16 protein-coding genes are annotated in these 22,719 nt (G+C 43.2%); 5 read left to right on the plus strand and 11 right to left on the minus strand.

The features are described 5' to 3' along the window. Nucleotides 1-54 precede the first annotated feature (54 nt). The 8 genes from DXD78_RS10290 to DXD78_RS10325 all read right to left on the minus strand — a co-directional run bounded on the left by DXD78_RS10290 (nt 55) and on the right by DXD78_RS10325 (nt 15,385). Nucleotides 55-1,653 (minus strand): alginate lyase family protein, encoded by a 1,599-nt coding sequence (locus DXD78_RS10290; protein WP_005832978.1) that lies wholly within the window; start codon nt 1,651-1,653, stop codon nt 55-57. A gap of 99 nt (nt 1,654-1,752) precedes the next feature. Beyond that, a complete protein-coding gene (locus tag DXD78_RS10295; RefSeq protein ID WP_005832980.1) occupies nt 1,753-3,591 on the minus strand; it encodes a RagB/SusD family nutrient uptake outer membrane protein in 1,839 nt (612 codons plus the stop codon). 26 nt (nt 3,592-3,617) lie between these two features. After that, nucleotides 3,618-6,704 (minus strand): TonB-dependent receptor, encoded by a 3,087-nt coding sequence (locus DXD78_RS10300; protein WP_005832982.1) that lies wholly within the window; start codon nt 6,702-6,704, stop codon nt 3,618-3,620. Between the two features lie 46 nt (nt 6,705-6,750). Next, nucleotides 6,751-7,266, minus strand: coding sequence for a sigma-70 family RNA polymerase sigma factor (locus tag DXD78_RS10305; protein WP_009038048.1), 516 nt, complete (start codon nt 7,264-7,266; stop codon nt 6,751-6,753). A gap of 191 nt (nt 7,267-7,457) precedes the next feature. Continuing rightward, entirely contained in the window at nt 7,458-10,250 is a 2,793-nt protein-coding gene (locus tag DXD78_RS10310) for a two-component regulator propeller domain-containing protein (RefSeq protein WP_009038047.1), read from the minus strand. A 91-nt stretch (nt 10,251-10,341) separates the two neighbouring features. Further along, nucleotides 10,342-13,083: a heparinase II/III family protein gene (locus tag DXD78_RS10315; RefSeq protein WP_009038046.1), complete on the minus strand. Its 2,742-nt coding sequence runs from the start codon at nt 13,081-13,083 to the stop codon at nt 10,342-10,344. An 88-nt stretch (nt 13,084-13,171) separates the two neighbouring features. Beyond that, complete coding sequence (locus tag DXD78_RS10320) at nt 13,172-15,031, minus strand: SLC13 family permease (protein WP_005832990.1); 1,860 nt, start codon at nt 15,029-15,031, stop codon at nt 13,172-13,174. 78 nt (nt 15,032-15,109) lie between these two features. Further along, the gene (locus tag DXD78_RS10325; protein ID WP_005826936.1) at nt 15,110-15,385 is read right to left on the minus strand and encodes a putative quinol monooxygenase; all 276 of its coding nucleotides are present in this window, start codon (nt 15,383-15,385) and stop codon (nt 15,110-15,112) included. Between the two features lie 166 nt (nt 15,386-15,551). Here DXD78_RS10325 and DXD78_RS10330 point away from each other — a divergent pair, with 166 nt between their 5' ends. Further along, entirely contained in the window at nt 15,552-15,845 is a 294-nt protein-coding gene (locus DXD78_RS10330) for a YtxH domain-containing protein (protein WP_009038045.1), read from the plus strand. Nucleotides 15,846-16,014: 169 nt separating this feature from the next. On the opposite strand, the gene DXD78_RS10335 is transcribed toward DXD78_RS10330, so the two are convergent. Then, nucleotides 16,015-16,365, minus strand: a complete 351-nt coding sequence (locus DXD78_RS10335; RefSeq protein ID WP_009038044.1) for a helix-turn-helix domain-containing protein — start codon at nt 16,363-16,365, stop codon at nt 16,015-16,017. A gap of 213 nt (nt 16,366-16,578) precedes the next feature. Between DXD78_RS10335 and ung the strand changes: the two genes are divergently transcribed. Beyond that, nucleotides 16,579-17,241, plus strand: a complete 663-nt coding sequence (gene ung / locus DXD78_RS10340; protein ID WP_009038043.1) for a uracil-DNA glycosylase — start codon at nt 16,579-16,581, stop codon at nt 17,239-17,241. 4 nt (nt 17,242-17,245) lie between these two features. On the opposite strand, the gene DXD78_RS10345 is transcribed toward ung, so the two are convergent. Further along, a complete protein-coding gene (locus tag DXD78_RS10345) occupies nt 17,246-17,953 on the minus strand; it encodes a TIGR02757 family protein (RefSeq protein ID WP_009038042.1) in 708 nt (235 codons plus the stop codon). A 193-nt stretch (nt 17,954-18,146) separates the two neighbouring features. Between DXD78_RS10345 and DXD78_RS10355 the strand changes: the two genes are divergently transcribed. Beyond that, nucleotides 18,147-19,004: a GyrI-like domain-containing protein gene (locus DXD78_RS10355; RefSeq protein ID WP_034529538.1), complete on the plus strand. Its 858-nt coding sequence runs from the start codon at nt 18,147-18,149 to the stop codon at nt 19,002-19,004. Nucleotides 19,005-19,346: 342 nt separating this feature from the next. Next, complete coding sequence (locus tag DXD78_RS10360; RefSeq protein ID WP_009038040.1) at nt 19,347-20,243, plus strand: DMT family transporter; 897 nt, start codon at nt 19,347-19,349, stop codon at nt 20,241-20,243. Nucleotides 20,244-20,249: 6 nt separating this feature from the next. Here DXD78_RS10360 and DXD78_RS10365 read toward each other — a convergent pair whose 3' ends face one another. Further along, the gene (locus DXD78_RS10365) at nt 20,250-21,266 is read right to left on the minus strand and encodes an N-acetylmuramoyl-L-alanine amidase (protein WP_009038039.1); all 1,017 of its coding nucleotides are present in this window, start codon (nt 21,264-21,266) and stop codon (nt 20,250-20,252) included. Nucleotides 21,267-21,403: 137 nt separating this feature from the next. On the opposite strand from DXD78_RS10365, the gene DXD78_RS10370 reads away from it, so the two are divergent. After that, on the plus strand, nt 21,404-22,684 hold the full coding sequence (locus tag DXD78_RS10370; RefSeq protein WP_009038038.1) for an O-acetylhomoserine aminocarboxypropyltransferase/cysteine synthase family protein: 1,281 nt from the start codon (nt 21,404-21,406) through the stop codon (nt 22,682-22,684). Nucleotides 22,685-22,719 lie beyond the last annotated feature (35 nt).

The following is a 22,719-nucleotide window of genomic DNA, read 5'->3' on the forward strand; positions in this document are numbered from 1 at the left end:
TCTAATTACAATATTGTTATTTTGTTTAGCTCCACACCTATCCGTCACACACATTTATAAATGACTCTCGGAAACGATACTTTCAACACCGACAGCCTTTATGTCTCCAAAATCGAGCAACAACGAAATATGCCTGTCACGTGTACCAAATAATGTTCCATTATTGGAACGTGCGTCTTTCACAGCAAACCAATAAGTATTACCATCCACTTTCACCGCATCCTTCTCATAAAAAGTCCAAAATTCAGGAGCACTCTGTACGCTATAGCTCAACCGAAGCCATCCATCTTTAACCTCTTCGGGTTTATGGCTGAATGTCACTTTTATATAAGGGAATTCTGAAGGATTATAGTGTATCCGGTTTTTCTGCATTGAGATACCTTTGTTCACCAATAAGAATTCATTGCCGACAGGCTCTAAATCAGGTGCTGCAATTTGCCACCCTTTCCAGCCATATTTAAGTTGTTCTGAAATTTGCCCTTCAAGAGGAACCGGTTCGTTTTTTCCTAAGTAAAAGAGTAATGTTCCAAAACCCGGATTATCACACGTCCATCCTATGCCTTCAGGGCGAATACGCTTTAGCACCTTTTCCGTATAAGGCATTGCAATTCCCCTTCGTTCCACATAATGATTATATGCAATTTCAAAAACAGCCCTGAATTTGCCCAATTCTGCTTCTCCCATATTTTGCCAGTTACAATATTTACCTGTAGCATCTTTCCAAACTTCAAAAGGAACATCCGTATAGCCCAAGTTAACTTTAGAAAGATATTCATATCCTTTCATAATACGATTATCTAAAGCCGCATAAAGATTATCCCCTTGTTTCCAAGCGCATTCTGCCAATTCAGCCAAAACACCTACTCCAAGCATACAGTGAGCTTGATCACGTCCCGATTCTTGCAATTGGCCAGTTTCTGCAATGTAATTAGGCAAACTTCCATTATCCCGACTATTATAAAAGAAGTCTACAGCCTGATTGTAAAGAGGTTCATCATTACAGAAAATACCAATTGCCATCACCATTTTGTTAACCGATCCTCCCCAATTACCATTTGCATAAGGTTTGGCTTGAACAAAAGTGGTAAGTACTGGAAGAAATACATTACGGAACATACCTTCTATACTCTTTGTATCAGCTTCGCTCCAACCTTTCACATATTGATTATCTTGATAAGTGTAACGCATTATTTCAGCTGCATTTATAAGCATGAATCCCTGAAGACCTGCACAAAGAGGATCATCAGGTCCATATATTTTCTGTAATGTGGATGCATATCCTCGAAGAATTTCCATAGCTTTATCGGCATGACGTACATCACCGGTAATGTTCCACATCAGAGCATTATAATAAGCCGCATTACAATCGCTTTCACAAGGAGCTTTGGTGTATCCATATTTTCCGGCACGACTGATATTCTCAAACGGCCCCTTCATTTCATACTCAAAGGATGCACCCGGCACTTTTCTCAATAAATCATACGAACCCATAGCCGGATAGGAATTCTCTTTCACAAGTCGAGTAATACGTTTTAAATCGTCTTGAGAATGAAGCAAACCGGGATGAATAAAGTTTCGGGCAGCAGCAGAAAATATCGAACATAGCATCACTAAAACGCTTGCACATTTAAGTAGTTTTTCATATATATCCATAACAAATACTCTTTTAAGATTAAAAGAACAAAGAGCTTGCACAATTTATTGCAAATAACAAACTGGCAAGCCCTATTAATTTATAGTTTCAATTTACTATTATTCCCATCCAGGGTTGTTTCCCAATTCTTGTCCGTTAGATAGGGTATTCAGCCAATTCACCGGAATAGGACGAAGACTATATTTGGCATTGGTGGCTGCACTTAATTGAGTTTGGATTAAACCACCTGTAATATGGGTTACGTCCCAGTTATACTCTAAAACTCTTTCGGCCAACTTACCAGTTCGAGTCAAATCATTCCAACGAGGTGCTTCACCAAATAATTCAAGTGCTCTTTCATCCAATACGTCATCAATAGTGACTGTACCTTCATATTTAGCCAAACCTTGTTCCTTCGCATTATGCATTGCACGCTCACGAACCGCATTGATACAAAGCAAAGCATTCACATTGTCTTTTTTCATTACAGCTGCTTCGGCTGCAATCAAGTAAGTTTCAGCCAATCGAAACAACACGATGTCACGACTTCCATACTGGCTACCACCACTTTCGCCATAAAGAGTACCTGCATCCTTGAACTTATATACCGGCAACCAAGCACGAGTGGTTGAACTATTGCCTTGCAAACCGGTAATAAAGTAATCATCTTCAGAGCAATCTTTGTAAGAACCGGAAGGATAATTATAAATAAACTTCATCGGAGAAGCAGCATTTGCCGCATCTTGCTCAGCTTTTGAATACACTCTAAAGCCTTCTTCTGTAGGTACAGGAAAATGAATCACCGTATCGGCAACACCTGTACTTGAAGACCCTAGCTGAGTAGTATTCATAAAGGCATTACGTCCATAAGTACGTCCATCCACCGAAGTAGCAGGATCTCCATTAAGCGGACTCATAAAAGTAACTTCCGCACGACGGTCTTTTTTCCAATCGAAAGAGGTATAAAGATACTTTGAGGGCATCACATCTCCGTAGTCATTGGCGTAGAAATTTGATTTGGCCAAACCTTCCCAACCTTCACGGTAAGAGAATAGATAATAAGTACTCTGTTGATTATTATTATTATTTGTACTATTGTTATAGTTTACAGCAAAAATAACCTCATCATTAGCCTCATTAGACTGACGGTGAACCATAGCATAGTCTTCAAGTAAACTATGCCCCGTCTTTTCAATTACATACATCGCATCATCATATGCATTTTTAAAGTCATTCACATCTGCATAGTCCTGATATCCACGAGTCAAATAAACCAAAGCACGCAAATGGCGAGCTGCTGCTTTTGAAGCACGTCCAAAATCGGAAGCTCCTTGTTTTTCGGGCAATGAAGAAGATAACACATCTTGCAAGTCTTTCAGAATCTGAGTATAAAATTCCGCGCCACTGTTCAGTTTAGAAGTTGTTGCTGTTGATTGAGCTTCTTCCAGTACCAAAGGAGCTTGCCCCCAATTCTTCACAATTTCAAACAAATAAAGCGCACGAAGAAATTTGACTTCTGCCACCCTCAAGTCACGTTGATTCGGATCAATTCCTTCAATAGGGTCTTCTGTTTTAAGAGTCACATTTGTAGCACGGCCGATAGCAGCATTTACATCTTTTAATGCTACATAAAGTTTAGACCACTGCTCATATACAGTTCCGTTTGATTTATCATAAGTCACTACATACTGATTCAAGTCGCTAGTAACAGTACCGTTAGGCTGTGTGCCAATATCAGTACCCAATTGAGTAAGTTTATGGTAACTATAATTATTATATACAGACTTCAAAGAGGCATACGCACCATTAACTAATGATTCATAACCTTTGGCTGTTTTGTAATAGTCTTCAGCTGACTGACTAGTCCAATTTTCTTCTTCAAGAAAAGACGAACAACTTGCGAAAGTAGCTACGGAAATAAGCAATAAGCCCTTTTTAATTATATTCTTAGTTTTCATTTTATTCTTTCTTTAATTTCGATTTGTTAAAAAGAAACATTCACTCCAAACATCACATTGCGTGTCATAAGGTCTGTGCTAGATACATTTGTAGGTAACTGTTCGGGAACAATAACATTATCAGCACAAATAATCATCGGATTTTGAACCGTACAATACAATCTCAAATTGGTCAAGAATGATTTAGAAATCAATTTCTTATCAAATGTATATCCCAAACTAACATGAGTTATTTTAAAGAAATCTGATGATGACATTGTATGTGAAACGTCCGACTTCTGATTTCCCCACGAACCTGCTTTGCTACGATAAGTTCCCATATTACCGGGTTGAGCCGATTCATTAGTAGGATTCTCTGGGGTCCAATAATCTTTCACCATATTATTTAAGTTCATATTATTGTTCTCAAGTGCATAAGACACATAGAATTGATTACGCATACGACCGCCCAATTGGAAAGAAGTACCTACCGATAAATCAAAATTCTTATAATTAAAAGTATTAACCATACCACCGGTCCAATCCGGGGTGCGCTTACCATCAATTACGCGGTCAGCATCATCTATTTTACCATTTTTATCTAGATCCAGTACTTTATATTGGCCAGGTTTACATCCATATTTAGCAGCCTCTTCTGCTTCGTCCAACTGCCATACGCCAATAGTCATCAAATTATAGTTGATGTCAATAGGTTGTCCTACCACCCAAAGATTGCTATAATCACCCTTCATTCCTTCGAATGACTTACCTCTTGAAGTCAGATCTTCTATATATTGCAGCTTTTCAATCTTATTATTATTATAAGCTATATTGAATGAAGTTCTCCATGAAAAGTCTTCTGTACGGATATTTTCCGTATTCAATACAAATTCAAAACCTTTATTACGAACAGAACCAACATTAGCCTTTACTGAAGAATAACCAAGAGTAATGGGAAGAGTTTTGTTCATAATCAAATCTTCTGTCAAACGGTTATAGTACTCAAAAGAACCTGATATACGGTTGTTCAAGAAACCAAAATCAACACCGATATTATATTCTGTTGTTCTCTCCCAACCTAATTCCATATTACGCAAATTGTTAGGCACGTAGCCAATTACATCATTCGTTCCAAAAGAATAGTACTGAGCGCCACTGATAGAACCTTGTGTCTGATAAGCACCTACATTATCATTACCAGACTGACCGAAACTTACACGCAATTTCAAGTTATTCAGCCAATCAATATCTTTCATAAATTCTTCTTCAGTGATTCTCCAAGCCAATGCACCAGCGAAGAAACCTCCCCATTTATGTCCTTCAGCCAATTTGGAAGAACCGTCATAACGCATACTTGCAGTCACATAATACTTGCCTTTATAATTGTAGTTCAAACGTGCCAAATACGACATCAATGATGTTTTAGTGTACTTAGATTGAGTCTTATTCGTTTTTGCACCATTTTGCAAAGCATACCATAAAGAATTATAAGAAAGACCGGCACCGTCACCACGCATAAATTCATTCTGATATTCGGTCATTGAATAAACACCTGTCAAATCAAAATGATGGTCCTTCATCAAGTCAAAATTATAAGTAACCATATTATCCCAAACCCAATTCAAAATGGTAGTTTTCTCATACCATGCAGTAGCTTGTGAACCTTGATTACGCTTAGTATAAGCACCTGCATACATACCATAGTCAATAAATTGAAGATCGGGAGAAAATGTAGAGCGTAACGCCAAATTCTTAATAGGATTAAACTCTACAAATAAATTACTCAGAACATCATATTTCTTATATCTCCATGACTGGTTTTTCTGAGTTACAAAAGGATTGAACTGTCCGCTACCATATTTGAATTCCTGCTCACCTGTCACAAGATTAGTAGGATGATAAGTAGGACGTAAACGATAAATAGTCTGCAAACCATCTTCATTACCAGTTTCTTGGTCAGAAAAAGTTCCATAAAGGCTTACCCCGAACTTAAAGTAATCATTAGGCGTTACGTCAACGGCAGCACGCAGATTATATCGCTTATAAAACTGAGGTTGAAGACAACCATCTTCATTATGATAACCCGCAGACGCCACATAGGATGATTTCTCTGTTCCTCCAGAAACTGAAAGTGTATGACTGTTCATCCACGCAGTAGAAGTAAGAGCATCAAACCAATCCATATAATTATTATTTTCAATAGCAACCAATTCTGATGCTGAAAATATTTTATCATCCGAAACATATTCTCCGTTACCTTTAGTAGCTCGAGAGTATTCCCGTGCAAGTTGGACATATTGCTGTCCATCCATCATATCGGGAGCATTCATATAATTTTTAAATCCAACGGAACCATCATAACTGACTTTAGGAGCTCCGGCTTTTCCTCTTTTGGTAGTCACGATTACAACTCCATTCGTAGCTCTGGAACCATAAATAGCTGTAGAAGAGGCATCCTTCAATATATCAATCTTTTCAATGTCATCAGGATTGATGTTTTCCAATTCAGCACCAGGAACACCATCAATTACAATCAATGGTTTGGTACTACCACTAACTGTATTCAAACCACGAATCAAGATATTATACCCACTACCAGGCTTATTAGATGAGCGTTGAATATTGACACCAGGCACTACGCCTTGCATAGCACCAGCTGCACTGGAGATACCAGCAGCCGTCAATTCTTTTGTAGAAACAGAAGCTACGGCACCCGTCAAATCAGATTTCTTAACTGCGCCATAACCCACTACAACAACTTCATCAAGCATTTCTGTATCTTCTTTCAACACTATCTCATTTAATTTTTTATCTGAAGCTGATAATTCCACAGATTTATAACCTAAATAAGAAACAACTAAAATAGCTTTAGATGAAGAAACGCTCAATGAAAAGTTTCCATCAATATCAGTAATTGTTCCATTGGTAGTACCTTTTTCTATAATACTTGCACCAATAATCGGTTCACCAGTAGAGTCAAGAATCCTACCTTTAACTACACTCGTCTGCATAACAGCCTGAACATCGTTCGCTTCGGCAAATGCCATCTGCGGACTCCCCGCCAACAAAGCTGATACCATTGCCGCTGAGAATAAAATTCTTCTCGATGAGAACTTTAGAAATTCATTCTTCATAAATTTATAAATTTAAAATTAACACTATATTATTATCAATACCTAATTAGATACATTGCTTCAAGTATTCGCGTACCTCTTTACGGCTGATGAAAAGATGGTTCTCCACCGTGCGGCGCGAAAGATTCAATTCTTCCGAAATATCTGTGACAGACTTGTCTTCAAAACGGTTCATGACATAAATCTTACGACGCTGCGACGGAAGAAATTCTACCCGCCGTTTCTCGCAAGCCAATAAATCATCGGCTACCACACAAGACTCCACCTCATTATGACCAACCTCCGTCCTATCATACATATAAGAGGTAATCTCTTGTTTCTTATAATAGCGACGCAAATAGTCGTTCACCAAATTACGCGAAATGGTATAAATGAAAAACTTGACAGTATCGGGACGGAGCATTTGTTTATAGTCCATCAGACGGACAAATACATCTTGAGAAAGGTCTTCCGCCTCTTCCTTATTATTCACCTTATTATATATATACAGGTAAACCGAAAAATGATAACGCTCATAAGAATCAGCTATCAATTGGGGGGATGTCATCATGCAGTTTTCCATAATAAATTAGATTACGATTCATGTTTTCCGTTCGATTGAACAATGCAAAAATAACTTCTATTTCAATAAAAACAACACTTCTGAAGGGCATACAAATCTCAACTAATACGGTTAGACTAAAAACAAAGAAAGTCGCTAATATATAGCGACTTAAGAATATGAGACTCACAGTATCAATTAATAATTTGAGACTATTCGTTGTTCCCTCCTATGCTTCGGATATATTCATTCGGAGTAATTCCCGTAGCTTTCTTGAAATAACGGAAGAAAGAAGCGCGGGAACTGAAGCCACAAAGTTCGGCAAGAGCACTCAGCGTATATTTGGAATACTCTTCCGTATTGACTAAACGTTTAAACTCGGCAATGCGGTAATCGTTGATATAATCATAATAATTGCGTTCCAAGTATTGATTGAAAAGATAAGAAAGTGTATGGGCAGACGTATCAATGGCAGCAGCCAAATCGGCTATCTTCAAATCAGAATGCTTATAAAGCTTGTCTTTATGCATGATTTTTTCCAGCTTGTCCGTCAGTCGCCTGCACTCTTCCGAGCTGACCTTTACGCTTTTATACTTTTCTTCAGATACCGATTTTGTCTCCACCGCAACAGATTGTTCTTCTTTCACGACCTGTACCTGCTCAGGGGCTTGTCTTTTTCCACGCCCGAAGAAATAATAGCCTCCACCGGCCAACAGTACTGCTACAACAATCCCCCAAGCAAGCCAACCACTGAAAACAGAAGCGATTTCCACCTTCAGCAGAGTTTCCGAATCCGGTTCCCCCATACGGCGCACCTTAAACACATAAGAACCGGAAGGCAAATCATAATAAGTCACTTCCGAACGCCCTGTAATTGCTATCCAACCGTCATCCCTACCCTCCAACTGGTATTCATAGGACATAAAAGCAGGAGAAGTATAGGAAAAGTCGGAAAAACAGAAAGTGACATTTTTCTCCGAAGGCTCCAACCCGATTCTCGAAATACCACTTCCAACGGTGACCATCGGATAAGTAGACGGCTTACCATTGATATGCACATCGGTTACCTTGACCGGATAAAAATCATGCTTCTTCTGATTCATGTGAGCAACATCCAAAGAGACCAATCCTTTAGAATTTCCAAACCAGAGATTTCCTTCCGCGTCACAAACCGGCGGGCATAGGGTAAAAATGGAACTCGGAATACCGTCTACAAAGTTATAAGGGATAAAATTGTCATTCTTGTCATAATGGAACAAACCGTCACTCGTCCCCATCCACAGCCATTTTTTACGATCTTCTATAATGAACATCCCGTCTCGCCCCTCCAAAGGAGTACCGGGATGCAAACGCCGGAAGCTGTTCATAGACAAATCGGATATGAACAGAGAGCCTTTGTCCGGAAAAAAATAAAGATTATGCCCGGAGTCCTCATAAACGACCCTGATTTTCTCCTTATGGATAAATCCCTCAGGAAATATATCCGTACGAAGCTTTTCAGAAGAAGGGTCCCAGATACATACGCCATTTTCCGTACAAATCCATCCTTTACGGGTAGAGTCAAAATAGATTTCGTAGACATTGCCTTCAGGAAGCCTGGAATTGGAACTGGTATAGTGAGCCACCTGCCTGCCGTCTTTATAACAATAAACGCCTTGAGAAGTTCCTATCCATAAATTTCCTTCCGCATCCTGCTTGATACAGAAGATATGTCCTTTTACAAAAGGTTGCTGTTCACCGTCAGGTGCAAAGTCACGTATGGTCAACCTTTCCGGATTGAAGATGTACATTCCTCCGCCGTAAGTTCCTACATAATATTCTCCTTCATAAAATAAAATACAGAATATCATGCCGGAGCGCATTTCGGGCGACTGGAAACTTTTGAAACGATTCCTTTTCTCATCAATATAGAATAAGCCGTCACGCGAACCTACCAGCTTTTCATGCCCATTGATGGCAAGGGCACGGATAGGCATGTCTCTGGAATTGAAATAAGGAGGGAAAGCATAAGTAGTAAACAAATCACTCTGATATAAAGTATAATCAAGTCCCAACTGGTAGAACCCTATCCAAATCATTCCGTTCCGGTCTACCAAAAGCGAATAAACGGAATTGGAACGCAAGCTTTCATTGTCACCCGTCTCATGCCGCATGGTACGGACCACCTTCCGCCGGTCTGTGGCTATGAAATGCACTCCATTGCCATCCGTTCCTACATACAACATATTTTTGCCGTCGCTGGAAAGGGAAGAGATGATGTTGCACCCCACCTCCACAAAATGCTCAAATTCTCCGGAACGGGTGTCAAAGGAAATAATCCCTTGGTCCATAGTACCCAGATAAATGGTAGAACCGATACGGGTGATATTGTTAAAAGCACACACATGCTTGCCGTCTTTTACATTATGATAGGCTTTCACTTTTCTGTCGGACAATCGTAACGAATACAGTCCCTTCTCGGTTGCCATCCATAGCATGCCCTGCTCATTCAATGAAAGTCCGGTTACAACATTCGAAGCAGAAAGGGCATTTTTATCCAGTAATATTTGCTCCAAGTTTCCTTTCTTGTATAAAAAGAGCCCTTTCGCACTACCGATATAGAGTGTCCCTTTTCCATCATGAAGCAAAGAGTGGACTGCACAATTTATCATATCGGGGACAATAAGTTCCAAAGCATCCAATTCTTTGTTCAAACGCCACAATCCCATGCCATTCCCCATCCACAATTGGTTATCTTCCATTTCGGCAATAACATTGACACGTTTCAATTTCTCATTGGAACCGGTTATCGGATAGTGTTTGATATGGCTTCCGTCAAAACGCTCCAAAGAATTACCCGTACCTATCCAGACAAATCCCAAAGAGTCTTTATAAATGGCATTGACCAGCAAATCAGACAGTCCGTCGGATACCGACAAGCCACGCAAGGTATATGTACTTGGATAGGCCCATGCACAGAACATTAACAAGTGAAAAAGAAAAATGTATTTTATTATGTTTTTCATTACACTGTAGTCTTTACTCTATGGTGCAAATATAACGAAAAACATCAACTGTATAGCTACCTCAAGCTTAAAAATAGAGGGAATGATATAACTATCTTCCCAAATATTCCAATCCTTTTGTAGCCTTAGCTTTGTATGTCTGTCCCTTTATTGTAATCGTACAATCGGCAGAGGCTTCATAATACCACCCATCCAGTTGATGTTCCAACAAAACATTTGCAGTTTTTTCAGATTTTATAGTAACCCGAGGAGTTTGCAGCAAAGTACCGTTTCCCAAAAACAATGTAGTTTCTTTTCCCGCCTTGTTTCCGCATAAAGCATAAACAGCTTTTGCCTTCATATCCCCCATGCCGCAAAGGTGCGACGCGTTGTCTGAGGATAAAATACAATCCTTACGACCATTCCTCTGTTCAACGCAAACTGCGACATGGCTCCCTTTGTCCTTACATTCCACCTCCGGAAAAGTGACAGACTCAATCTGTCCCGGTTCGTTTACCGAAGACGGCTCATAGATTGCCACAAACGGACGGCTCCATGCCTCTCCTGACTGTCTGGCAACAAATGTCAGGGTAGGCTGTTCCTTGATATTGTAGGGCATCCCCGGAGTACGGCTATAACCTTCAGTCATGGGAGACAAAGCGGTAAAGACTTTACGGTCTTTTTCCCCTTTCATCCACAAGTTCATGGAAATATCATCTCCGTCTTTCATGTCGATAGTGAAAGAGGCCTTTACATCCTTAGCCGTCTGCACTGCTTTCTTGTTGTAGATATAAGAATAGGCATACAAATGTGCGCCGGCAAAAGAGAGTTCTTCGGTAGGCTGTAACCCCAAATCGGTACCGTCTGTACCGGTCAGTGAAAGCGTCTGCCCAAGATTGTGATAAAAATAATCATGCATTTTGTCTCCACCCTGCACTTTACGGCTACGGAATATGTCAACATAGTAACCGGTTTCCGGTCCCGTGGTGACGATGCTCGTCAGACGGGTCTGGTCGGCACAACTCTCCGGTTCGCGGAAGTAAACTTCACTATATGTAATCGGATAAAATTCTCCTTTCTTTGATACCGGTGCCGGAAAGCAAGAGTTCACACGGAAAGCATGGTTACTCTTCATTACCGGATAGCTCGATATACCGTCTACACAAACCGTATTATGACTGGGAAACTGGGAATAATATTCCAAGTAATCCAATCCGCTATACAGATACAAGCCGATACCGGCATCGGGACCCAAAACATAGCCTTTGCCATAAAGCTCCATAGAGATTCCGTTGGCGTGCATGTGATTGCCTTCACTGCCATTCAGCGATACCATAAGGCTGTGGCGTGGATGCATCCCGTTGCGCTGCACCAACCATGACACATTCGGAGCATAGAACAACGGTGATACATAATCTTCTATCTTGCCAGCCTTAATATCAGGATTCAGCACCAATGGTTTATCGTCAAAAAAAGAATTGATGGAGACACGGGCATTCCGTTTCCCGTTCGCCTCACCCATATCTGGCTTCAAGCACTTCAACAAAGCCGTGAAATAATCCTCCTGCTCTTTCTTGCCATTGACCTGGGCATTCCCTATCATGCGGATTATTGGAGAAGTATTCAAATAACCGGGATGGGTATCACCAAATCCGCACATCATCCGGTTGGGGAACAGATATTGGGGAGTAGCGGCTACTGCTTTCGGAATAACCGGCAAATCCAGAGTCAAATCATATCCCAAATTACGGTCGAACAGATTGGTGAAGTTGGCATAGTCATTAAGTACAACACCACTGTAACCGGGACACTCCGCCCAAATACCGGTATTTGAGTCATAGCCATAATCCGCCAGTTTCTTCAGGCTCCATTGACGGATACTGGAACGGTTGAGCACATAATCAATGTAGTACTCACGCCCCTTACCGTCGGCATAACATCTATTATCTTCCAAAATCATGCCAATGTCCATGACATAACGCGCCTGCATCAGGTTCCAGTTGTTATGAGGCACTCCGTTTGCTATGATATTGTCTGCCCATTTCTTGAAAGCTCCGGCATAGATTTCCAGTTTATCGGCATAATTGCTATGTAAATAGCCGTAAAGAAAATCATAAAGAGGAACTATATCTTTAAGAATATCTTCGTGGATTACCTCGAAAGAAGTCATGCCCACCAAAGTTTGCTGGTGCCCATGATTCAGGTCAACGGGGACATTCCGATAATAGATGCCCTGCATGTAGGTATCAAAAACTCCGGCTGCCAATTTTGCATATTTCTCATCATCCGTCAGCCAGTAAAGGAAAGCTGCATCACGGGCAATGCCCATAATTTCACGGTTCAGGCTTTCTATGTTACGACCGGTTTTGGAAGGGTGCACACTTTCCATGGGGCGTCCCGGCAAAGAGTTGTTGCAAAACGTAACATTGCCACCGACGTCATCGTAAGGAACGACATCTTCCAACTTCGGACGACTGTGTGTAGCAAAGGTCCCTCGTGTCCCCGTATAGCGTACGGTTGGAACTGGAGCTTTTTCTCCACCGGCATAATCAAAGGTTTCACCTTTTACATATACATCCGTGGCATGCGATTCCCAATACATGGCAAGTCGCGAAAGCAACCATTCCGGCTGTGCTTCTGTCAACCGGACATAAACATCCGTCTTGCTTTTCAGCTTTCCGAACACTTCTTCCGCCCACGGTTCATTACTTATCAACTTCAAAGTAGTCTCTTTTCCACCGGCATCAGTCAGATAACGCGGATGCCCTTGGGGAAGATTCATAGACAGAGTGTTGAGCTGTGCCTGCAATAATACAGAAAAGAAAATTGCCATTAATAAAAGAATCTTTTTCATAGTATCTATCTTTTTTCCTTTTAATACGTACAATCTCCTCTTTACACTCAACCAATAAGTGTGTTTTTTCCAATTAATAAGAATATATCTAAAAAGGAAACAGCAACGGCAACACAAATACCATCACCACTCCCATAATAATCTGCAACGGGAGCCCCACTTTTATATAATCCATGAATGTATATTGTCCTGCCGGCATCACCAGTGCATTGGGCGGTGTAGAGAACGGAGAAGCGAAACACATGCTTGCCGCAACCGTCACGGCAAACAAGAACGGAACGGGACTTACTCCAATCTGAATCGCACTTTGAAGAGCAATAGGGGCCATCAGCACTGCCGTCACCGTATTGCTGATGAACATGGTCATCAATGAAGTGGTGAAATAGATACCTGCCATCAACACAATAGGACCATAACTGCCCAATCCGCTCACAAGACTGTTGGATATATATTCCGAGGCACCGGTTTTTTCGAGTGCAAGAGACATGGGGAGCATGGCTGCAAAGAGTACAATTGTTTCCCAGTTTATCGTTTTATAGGCGGCTTCCACATTCCTGAAACATCCCGTCAGCACCATCAGCAAGCCGGCAATCATCACCGCTGTCACCGGGGCCACGGGAATAAAGTCGAAGACCATCATGGCAACCATCAGCACCATGATAGCGGCAGCTATGGGCGCTTTATAATCCAGCGTCACTTTGGCGGCTTCTGCCAAAGGCTGCCCCAATACCACCCAATCGGAATCTTCCCTGCTTATCCGTGCGATGTCCTGCCACGCACCCTGCACCAGCAAAACATCGCCACTATGCATACGCTCACGTCCCAATTCACGTAATATATATTCCTTCTTACGACGGATGCCCAATACATTTACATTAAATTTATCACGGAACCCCGCTTCCTTCACCGTCCGGTTCACAATATTGGAAGAGGGCATCAACACGATTTCGGCAATTCCGATGTCATAAAAGTCAAGGGACTTGTCGGCTTTAGAGGCTTCTTCAGTGGTATGCCCGTCGAGCATTTCCATTAAAAAGTCTTCAGCAAAACGATTTACGTTCGATACCTCTCCCGTAATATAAAGCACGTCGCCCACCCAAATAGTCGTATCGGGTGATGCCAATTTCTGGGTAATAGTTTTCAGGAATCTATGTTGGGAAGAGTCTACACGCCGTACTTCAATGATATTCAGACCATACTTGCGGCGTACATCCAGGTCTATGATGGTTTTTCCTATCAGACGGGAGTCATTGACAGCCCTCAAACGGAACAGGTTGCTGGAAAGTCCGTACTCCTGTACCAGTTGGTCCAATGATTTACCCGACAATGTTCCGTCATTCTTTTTGCCTTTCTTGGAGAGAAACCATTTGGTCAGAGGCATTAAAACCAAAGTTCCCACTATCACGCACACAATGCCCACCGGCAAGAAGGAGAAGAAAGACAGCGGTTCAAAGCCCGCTCCCGTCAATGTATTCTGAATGACCAAGTTAGGAGGCGTACCGATAAGTGTCATCATACCGCCCATGCTGCTGGCAAAAGCCAAAGGCATCAATAGACGGCTAGGATTCATTCCGGCACTCAGTGCCAAGCTCACCACGATAGGCAGCATCAAAGCCACCGTTCCCGTATTGCTCACAAAAGCACCAATGGCAGAGGTAACCAGCATCACCAGCAAGAAGAGTTTCAGCTCGCTTTTGCCTGCCAGCTTTAAAATGCGCGAACTTATCATTTTAGCCAGCCCGGTCTGAAAAATGGCGCCGCCCACAACGAACAAGCCCACCATCATAATCACCACCGAGTTGGAGAAGCCGGAAAGGGCCTCTTCAGGAGTAAGAATCTGAAATATCAATAAACCAATCAGCGCACAAAGCGCCACAATGTCCGAACGGACTTTGCCTGCTACAAAAAAGGCAGCGGAGAGAACAAGGATAATAAGGGTAATCAGCATAAATATGTATATTAAGAATGCACAAATATACTTATTTACGCATGATCACACAACCCCTTACTACCTCAAATTACTGATTCAGAACTCGAATTTTTCCAACTTCATGGCAGCCAGCCCCTGGATTTTGGGCACCAGGGCCACAAAATGGTCTGCTTTTTCATGGGCAGACAATGACTCTGCATCTTTCCATGTTTCACAAATCATAAGAACATCGCTGCGAGTGGCGCTCTCAAACACATCATAAGCAATGCATCCATTGTCCTTCAAGGAATATGCGACCAGTTCTTTGGCAGATTCCAATACTGCGGCACGGTTCTCCGCACTTACCTGAATAAAAACATTTAATCTAATCATACTTGTATAAATTTTAAGTGCATCGCAAATTTAAGCAGAATAAATATCTCCACCAACAAAAGTAAATTGTTATTAATTCCTTTCCCGCCGGATGAACCAATCTTTGGCAAGTATGTTGTCTCATCAGAATTGATTCTAACTTTAACTATTAAAAACTGACTTGATTATGAAATGTAAAGATTCTAATTTCTGGATCGGACTGGGAATAGGTTCGGTTGCCGGTGCATTGACCTACCACTTCTCCCGTACGGAGAAAGCTAAAAAGCTGGAAGATGCCATATGCCGTGCCATCCACAAAGCAAATGGCGAAGCCAAGGAGTTCATTAACACTGCTGAAGAAGAAGCATTGCACGTTGGCACCAAAGTAGCAGACAAGATGGCCCATGAGGCCCATGAGGCCGCAGAGAAAGCTGACAATCTGAAAAACAAGGTTCACAATTTTGCCGATGCTAAGAAATAAAACAAGCACTTGGAAACTTCTGAAGGGGTGTGTCAAAATTCACCACAGATTACACGGATTAACACAGAATGAGCTTAATCTACTGATAATCAAAGATGCTTATCTGTGCAAATCTGTGTAATCTGTGGTGAATACCAGTTTCGACACACCCTCTTTGCATATCGACCCATCAGTTCTGCAGACTGCGCCGATTCAAAATATCATTCATATGCTCCAATGCCCATCCTACCAAAGATTCGATATGCGGCATCAGGCTACATCCGGTTTCTGTAAGGTTATACTCCACACGAGGAGGAACTTCCGCATAGACTTTCCTGACAATCAGCCCGTCCGTCTCCAATGAGCGCAATGTAACCGTCAGCATCCGCTGGGAAATATCCCCTATGGTTTTCTGTATATCGCAAAAGCGCATCGTTCCATTCGCTTTCAGTGTGACCAGCACAAGCATTGTCCATTTGTCTCCCAACCTGCTCAGTACATCCCGTACCGGACAAGCATCCATACGATGAAAATTTTCCATTCCTTTATTTTACCAATCAGTTCAACCTCAACAATGACGGCTTTATGCTTAGTGTCCGGCATTGCACCACAAAAGTAATAAACTTACTCAAAATAACTATCGTTTCATACGATAATTAAAACATTCTTTATACTCGTAAATGCATCTGCCTCATCCGGATTATTTGTATTTTTGCAACATCGTTTCCTATTCATATGTAACTGCAAGACTCTTATGAACGTAAAAATAGAAGAAAGCTGGAGAAAACGCCTGCAAGAGGAGTTTGACAAACCTTATTTTGAGAAGCTGGTAGCATTTGTAAAAAGTGAGTATGGACATGCCAACGTGCTACCTCCCGGCCATCAAATTTTCCACGTCTTCAACTCTTGCCCGTTCGAGAAAGTGAAAGTCGTCATACTCGGACAAGACCCTTATCCTAATCCCGGTCAGTATTATGGAGTCTGCTTTTCCGTACCGAAAGGAATAGCCATTCCCGGTTCTCTGGCAAACATATTCAAGGAAATACATCAGGACTTGGGAAAGCCCATTCCGACTTCCGGAAATCTGGACCGTTGGGTAGCGCAAGGCGTGTTTCCTATGAATTCCGTCCTCACAGTACGTGCCCACGAAACCGGCTCGCACCGGAACATGGGATGGGAAATCTTCACAGACGCTGTTATCAAGAAACTGAGTGAAGAACGGGAGAATCTTGTATTCATGCTTTGGGGAGCGTACGCCAAAGAAAAAGCCGCTTTAATCAATAGCAGCAGACACTTGATTCTGACTACCGTCCATCCGTCCCCACGTTCTGCCGAATACGGATTCTTCGGTTGCAGGCACTTCAGTAAAGCCAACGATTTCTTACGGAGCAGAGGGATACAAGAAATAGACTGGTAACACGCTACAATACTCCGCTGACTCCGCTTCCAAACAAAGCAAAGTCCCCCAGGCACGGGTCGTCCGGAAAGGCCTCTGCCAGAGCTTCAGTAATCCGGCGGGCATTCTTCAAAGAAAATGTTTCTGTCTCGGTGAGTCCCAAAGCATAGGCCACACGGCAGACATGCGTGTCCAAAGGCACAATCAGGTCCCTGCAATCAAATCTCTCCCAAATACCAAAATCCACTTCCGGACCTTTCCTTATCATCCAGCGCAGAAACATGTTCAGTTTCTTCTGGGGGCTCTTTGCCGAGACTTCCAAAAATGCGCATAACCTTTCCATCGGATTACCTGCATACGTACATAAGGCATCCTCCAGACTGTCAAAAGCAGAATAGGCAGCATGCAAACGCCTGAAATAGGAATGAAAGTCAGCATAAGAAAGCATTCGGTAAAAACTGCTTCTGTCCGTAGCAGGGAAGTCATTCTTCCATCGGCAGGACAACACGTATTGATGAGGTGATACCCCCATCAACCTATGCAACTCTTCAGCCTTTTTCAATATCTGTTTACGGTTGCCGAAACTCATGATGGCAGTCAGCAGCCCACTGATTTCAATATCCTGCTTCCGTTCATAGCGATGTGGAAACTGTACGGGGTCGTTCTGAATGAAGCCGGCGCAATGATAGGCCGCCGCCCACTCCCAAAGTTGTCTTTTAATCTCCTCGGTCATCTGCAAGCATTTGTTTTTTCATCTGAAATGCAAAGATATTGCAAATCGAATGCAAAACTTTCATGCTTGCACGAAAAAGTTGTGCCGGGATATAGCTTATCTTATTTAAAGATATTGCATTTATAGCAACATCGGACAAGTAACCTATTTCTTTTCCTCCTATTTTTGCAACATGAAAAAGCCCAATAGAGCCATGCAGCAGAAAAAGACAACCCAGGAGGAATACCAAAAGTGTGTGAACGCAGTAGTGGATTATATAAATCTGCACCTCGGAGAAGAAATTGACCTGAAATCTTTGGCCAGGATTTCCCATTTCTCTCCCTTCTACTTCCACCGCATCATGAAAGCTTTCCTGGGTGAACCCGTCGGTACGTTCATTGTCCGGACGCGTACCGAAGCCGCTGCCCGGTTGCTTCGTTACTCGGACATGCCGATAGCGGACATAGCCTACCGTATAGGCTACTCTTCGCCTTCGTCACTGTCGAAAGTATTCAAGCAGTTCTACGGCATTTCACCATTAGAATACCGTAACAATAAAAACTTTGTAATTATGAAACCAGCCATTATTCGTCCGGAACTGGAACTGAAACACGAAATCAAAGAAGTTCCTGCCAGAAATGTGATTTACATCCGCCTCTTTGGCGACTATAAACTGAACGACTATTGCAGCGCATGGATGCGCCTTTGCCAGTTCATCCAGGAAGAAAAACTGCCTATGGGAGAAGTGATGCCCTACTGTATCTATCACGATGACCCCAAAGTGACACCCGCTGAAAAGCTGCGTACCGATGTATGTATGGTCCTACCCTCATTTGCAACGGCCAAAGGAGACATCGGATTTAAACAGCTCGCGGCAGGCCGCTATGCCATATTCCTATACAAAGGTCCATACGAACATCTGCAGGCCGTATACGATACCATCTACGGGAAGTATATCCCCGAAATGGAATGTAGCTTACGGGATGAGTCCAGTGCGGAACGTTACCTGAACAACCCCGCAGATACGGCGCCGGAGGAACTGTTGACAGAGATTTATATTCCGGTAGAGTAGGCAAACTGTTCTGCCGGAGCTATCAGACTTTCTCCCCGGAAGAGTTTAGGAGCCGGACAGCGAACAAGTATTCGTTCCTCCATGGAGTAAAAATCGTTCCACCATGGTGGAACGATTTTTACTCCGCGGTGGAATGATTTTTACCTCATGATGGAACGAATAAATATCAGGCAAGCCGGTCGATACTATATTAGATACCCATATCTATACTGTATTGTAAAAAAGGGACACTCCCTTGTCTGTATGCTTGTTTTTATTCATTAATTTTGCACGACGCAATGCGAATCAAGCAATTGACGCAAACAGATAATTTTAAAATCTCCATTAAAATCAAGATAAAAAATGCAAAATGTTTCCATAAAAGGGTTTATATATGCGGCTCTCTCCTCTGCCACCTTCGGGCTGGCTCCTTTCTTCACCATTTCATTACTCCTTGCGGGCTTCTCCTCTTTCGAAGTATTGGCCTACCGATGGGGAATAGCTTCACTTACCTTGGTCGTTTTCGGCATTATGCTGGGCGAGACATTCCGCATCAGCAGGAAAGACTGGGGAACGGTGTTCATCCTCAGCCTGCTCCGAGCAGCTACCTCCTTCAGTCTGGTCATCGCCTATCAGAACATATCCAGCGGAGTGGCATCCACCATTCATTTCATGTATCCGCTGGCCGTGGCACTGGCCATGATGGGCTTTTTCGGAGAAAAGAGGTCATTCGCCATTCTGTTTGCCGTGTTGGTGTCACTAAGCGGAGCTGGACTTTTGTCATCCGGCAAAATAGACTTTGAAGGAGGAAACACGACCATCGGGCTGATTGCTGCCGGTCTGTCCGTATTCTTTTATGGAGGATATATCGTAGGAGTAAGGAAGAGCCGTGCCGTGCAGATTCCCTCCACTGCATTGACATGCTACGTAATGGGGCTGGGAGCCTTGTTCTTTATTATAGGAGGATATCTGACCGGAGGCATCCGGCTGGCCAATGATACCTACACATGGCTGAATATTCTCGGACTGGCGCTGCCGGCAACAGCTATATCCAACATCACCCTGGTAAAAGCCATTAAATACATAGGGCCTACACTGACTTCCATTTTCGGGGCCTTGGAACCTCTGACAGCCGTAGTTATCGGTTGCCTGATATTCAATGAAAGCTTCACACCGGCCAGCGCCATCGGCATGGCGCTGATAATAACGGCCGTTACAGTCGTGGTGGTACACGAAAAGAAAAAGGAGAGTGAGAGTTGATTGTCCTTATTTCGCCTTTTTATAATCCGTGATGAAACCCTCCATCATCCACTTGGCCAAGGCCTGGCGGTTCGAACTGATTACAAAACGGCGCTGGTCAAAAGTGTTCTGGATATTTCCCAATTCCACGAATACGGAAGCGGGAGAAGTATTGGCTAACACATAAAGATTGCGTGCGCTGACAGTTCCGGTAAACCCACGGTTGGGCTGGTGCTTGTCATATTTCGATTCGAAAGTTTTCTTCATGGTCTTAGCCAGACGCTTGCTGTCGGGCTTGCTTTTAGAGTGGTAAAAGAACACATCGGTCTGATGGCTCTTACTGCGACTGTCCACATGAAGAAAAATGGCACGGCAATATTTATAGTTCTTGCGGTCCTTCTTGTAAAACTCATTGATTTTGGCGCAACGTTGCCGGAGACGTGCCACTTGGTTCAAGGGTATGGGAGCTCCCATGCACGTCTCACGTTTGCTGTTGGAAAGGTACTTGTCATCACGGATTCCGTCTTTAGCATCCTGGATAATGATACGGACTTCCGCCCCCTCTTGCATCAAGTTACGGGCAAGGCGCAAAGCCACATCATACGCATACTCATCTTCATGCAGTTCTATTTTGCCGATTCTGCCGATAGCTCCGGGGTCGGGGCCTCCATGCCCGCTCACTACATAAAAACAAGCGCCCTGCAAACGGTTGGATGTCACTTTTACACTGGCAAGCGCTTTCCCGAACAAAGGTTCATTGATTGTCTTCTTCCCATTGCCAACCGGCTTTGATAATGGGGGCAGTACATACTTCACTCCCAGCCGCAATTCCTCCTTCCCTTTAAGAAGTTTCTTGTTCAGCTCCAAAAACTCCTTATAATAGGCTCTCCCCGGGCGCTTGTTACGTTCCAGGAAAACAGAGATTCCTTCTCCACGTCTCGGACTATCCCGCTCTTCCTGAGCCGAAGCATTAAAAGCAAACAAAGTACAAAAGAAGATGGTCAGTAAACAAAATATGCGTTTCATATTCCAATTATTCATCATTTATTCGGTTCGCTACAAATTTCCAGCCGCTAATTTATAGCATTTTACCATACTTAAGCACAAAATTATAATTTTTTCCCTACTTTTGCGACAACTTACGCGATAATAGATAAGAAACTTTTAAAACAGATAACATTATGGCAAAGCAATTCAAGCCGGAGACGCTGTGCGTACAAGCCGGATGGACTCCTAAAAAGGGCGAGCCCCGTGTACTCCCCATCTATCAAAGTACAACTTTCAAATATGATACCAGCGAACAGATGGCACGCTTGTTCGACCTTGAAGACAGCGGCTATTTCTATACCCGCCTGCAGAACCCTACGAACGATGCAGTAGCCGCCAAGATTGCCGCCCTCGAAGGTGGTGTGGCCGCTATGCTGACATCCAGCGGACAAGCAGCCAACTTCTATGCCATTTTCAATATCTGCCAGGCAGGAGACCATTTTGTTTGCTCCTCTACCATCTATGGCGGAACATTCAACCTCTTCGGAGTAACTTTGAAGAAATTGGGCATCGACGTCACTTTCGTCAACCCAGATGCCAGCGAGAAAGAAATTTCCGCTGCTTTCCGCCCCAATACCAAGGCCCTATTCGGCGAAACCATCTCCAACCCTACGCTCGAAGTGCTCGATATAGAGAAGTTTGCACGCATTGCCCACAGCCACGGCGTGCCCTTGATTGTGGACAACACCTTCCCTACCCCTATCAACTGCCGCCCGTTTGAGTGGGGTGCCGACATCGTAGTACACTCTACTACCAAATACATGGACGGACATGCCACCAGTGTAGGTGGAGCCATTGTAGACAGCGGTAACTTCGATTGGGATGCACACGCCGACAAATTCCCCGGACTGTGCACACCGGACGAGTCTTACCACGGACTGACTTATACGAAAGCCTTCGGCAAAATGGCTTACATCACCAAGGCTACAGCCCAACTGATGCGCGACCTGGGCAGCATCCAGTCTCCACAAAACGCATTCCTGCTGAACCTGGGTCTGGAAACACTACACCTGCGTATGCCCCAACATTGCAAGAATGCACAAGCGGTAGCCGAGTATCTTGCCCAGAACGATAAAGTGGCTTGGGTGAATTATTGTGGTCTGCCGGGCGACAAATACTACGAGCAGGCACAGAAGTACATGCCGAACGGCTCTTGCGGCGTTGTCACCTTCGGCTTGAAGGGCGGACGGGAAGAGTCTATCAAGTTTATGGATTCACTGAAACTGGCGGCCATCGTGACTCATGTGGCCGATGCACGTACTTGCGTGCTGCACCCAGCCAGCCATACACACCGCCAGTTGACAGACGAGCAGCTGATGGAGGCAGGTGTACGCCCCGACCTGATTCGCTTCTCGGTAGGTATAGAGAATGCAGAGGATATTATTGCCGACATCGAACAAGCGCTGAACGCCTAAAGGAATAAACAAAAGGGAGTGCATTGTCCGAAAAT

Source organism: Bacteroides sp. D20 (assembly GCF_003436255.1).
In the GTDB taxonomy this organism is placed as follows: domain Bacteria; phylum Bacteroidota; class Bacteroidia; order Bacteroidales; family Bacteroidaceae; genus Bacteroides; species Bacteroides uniformis.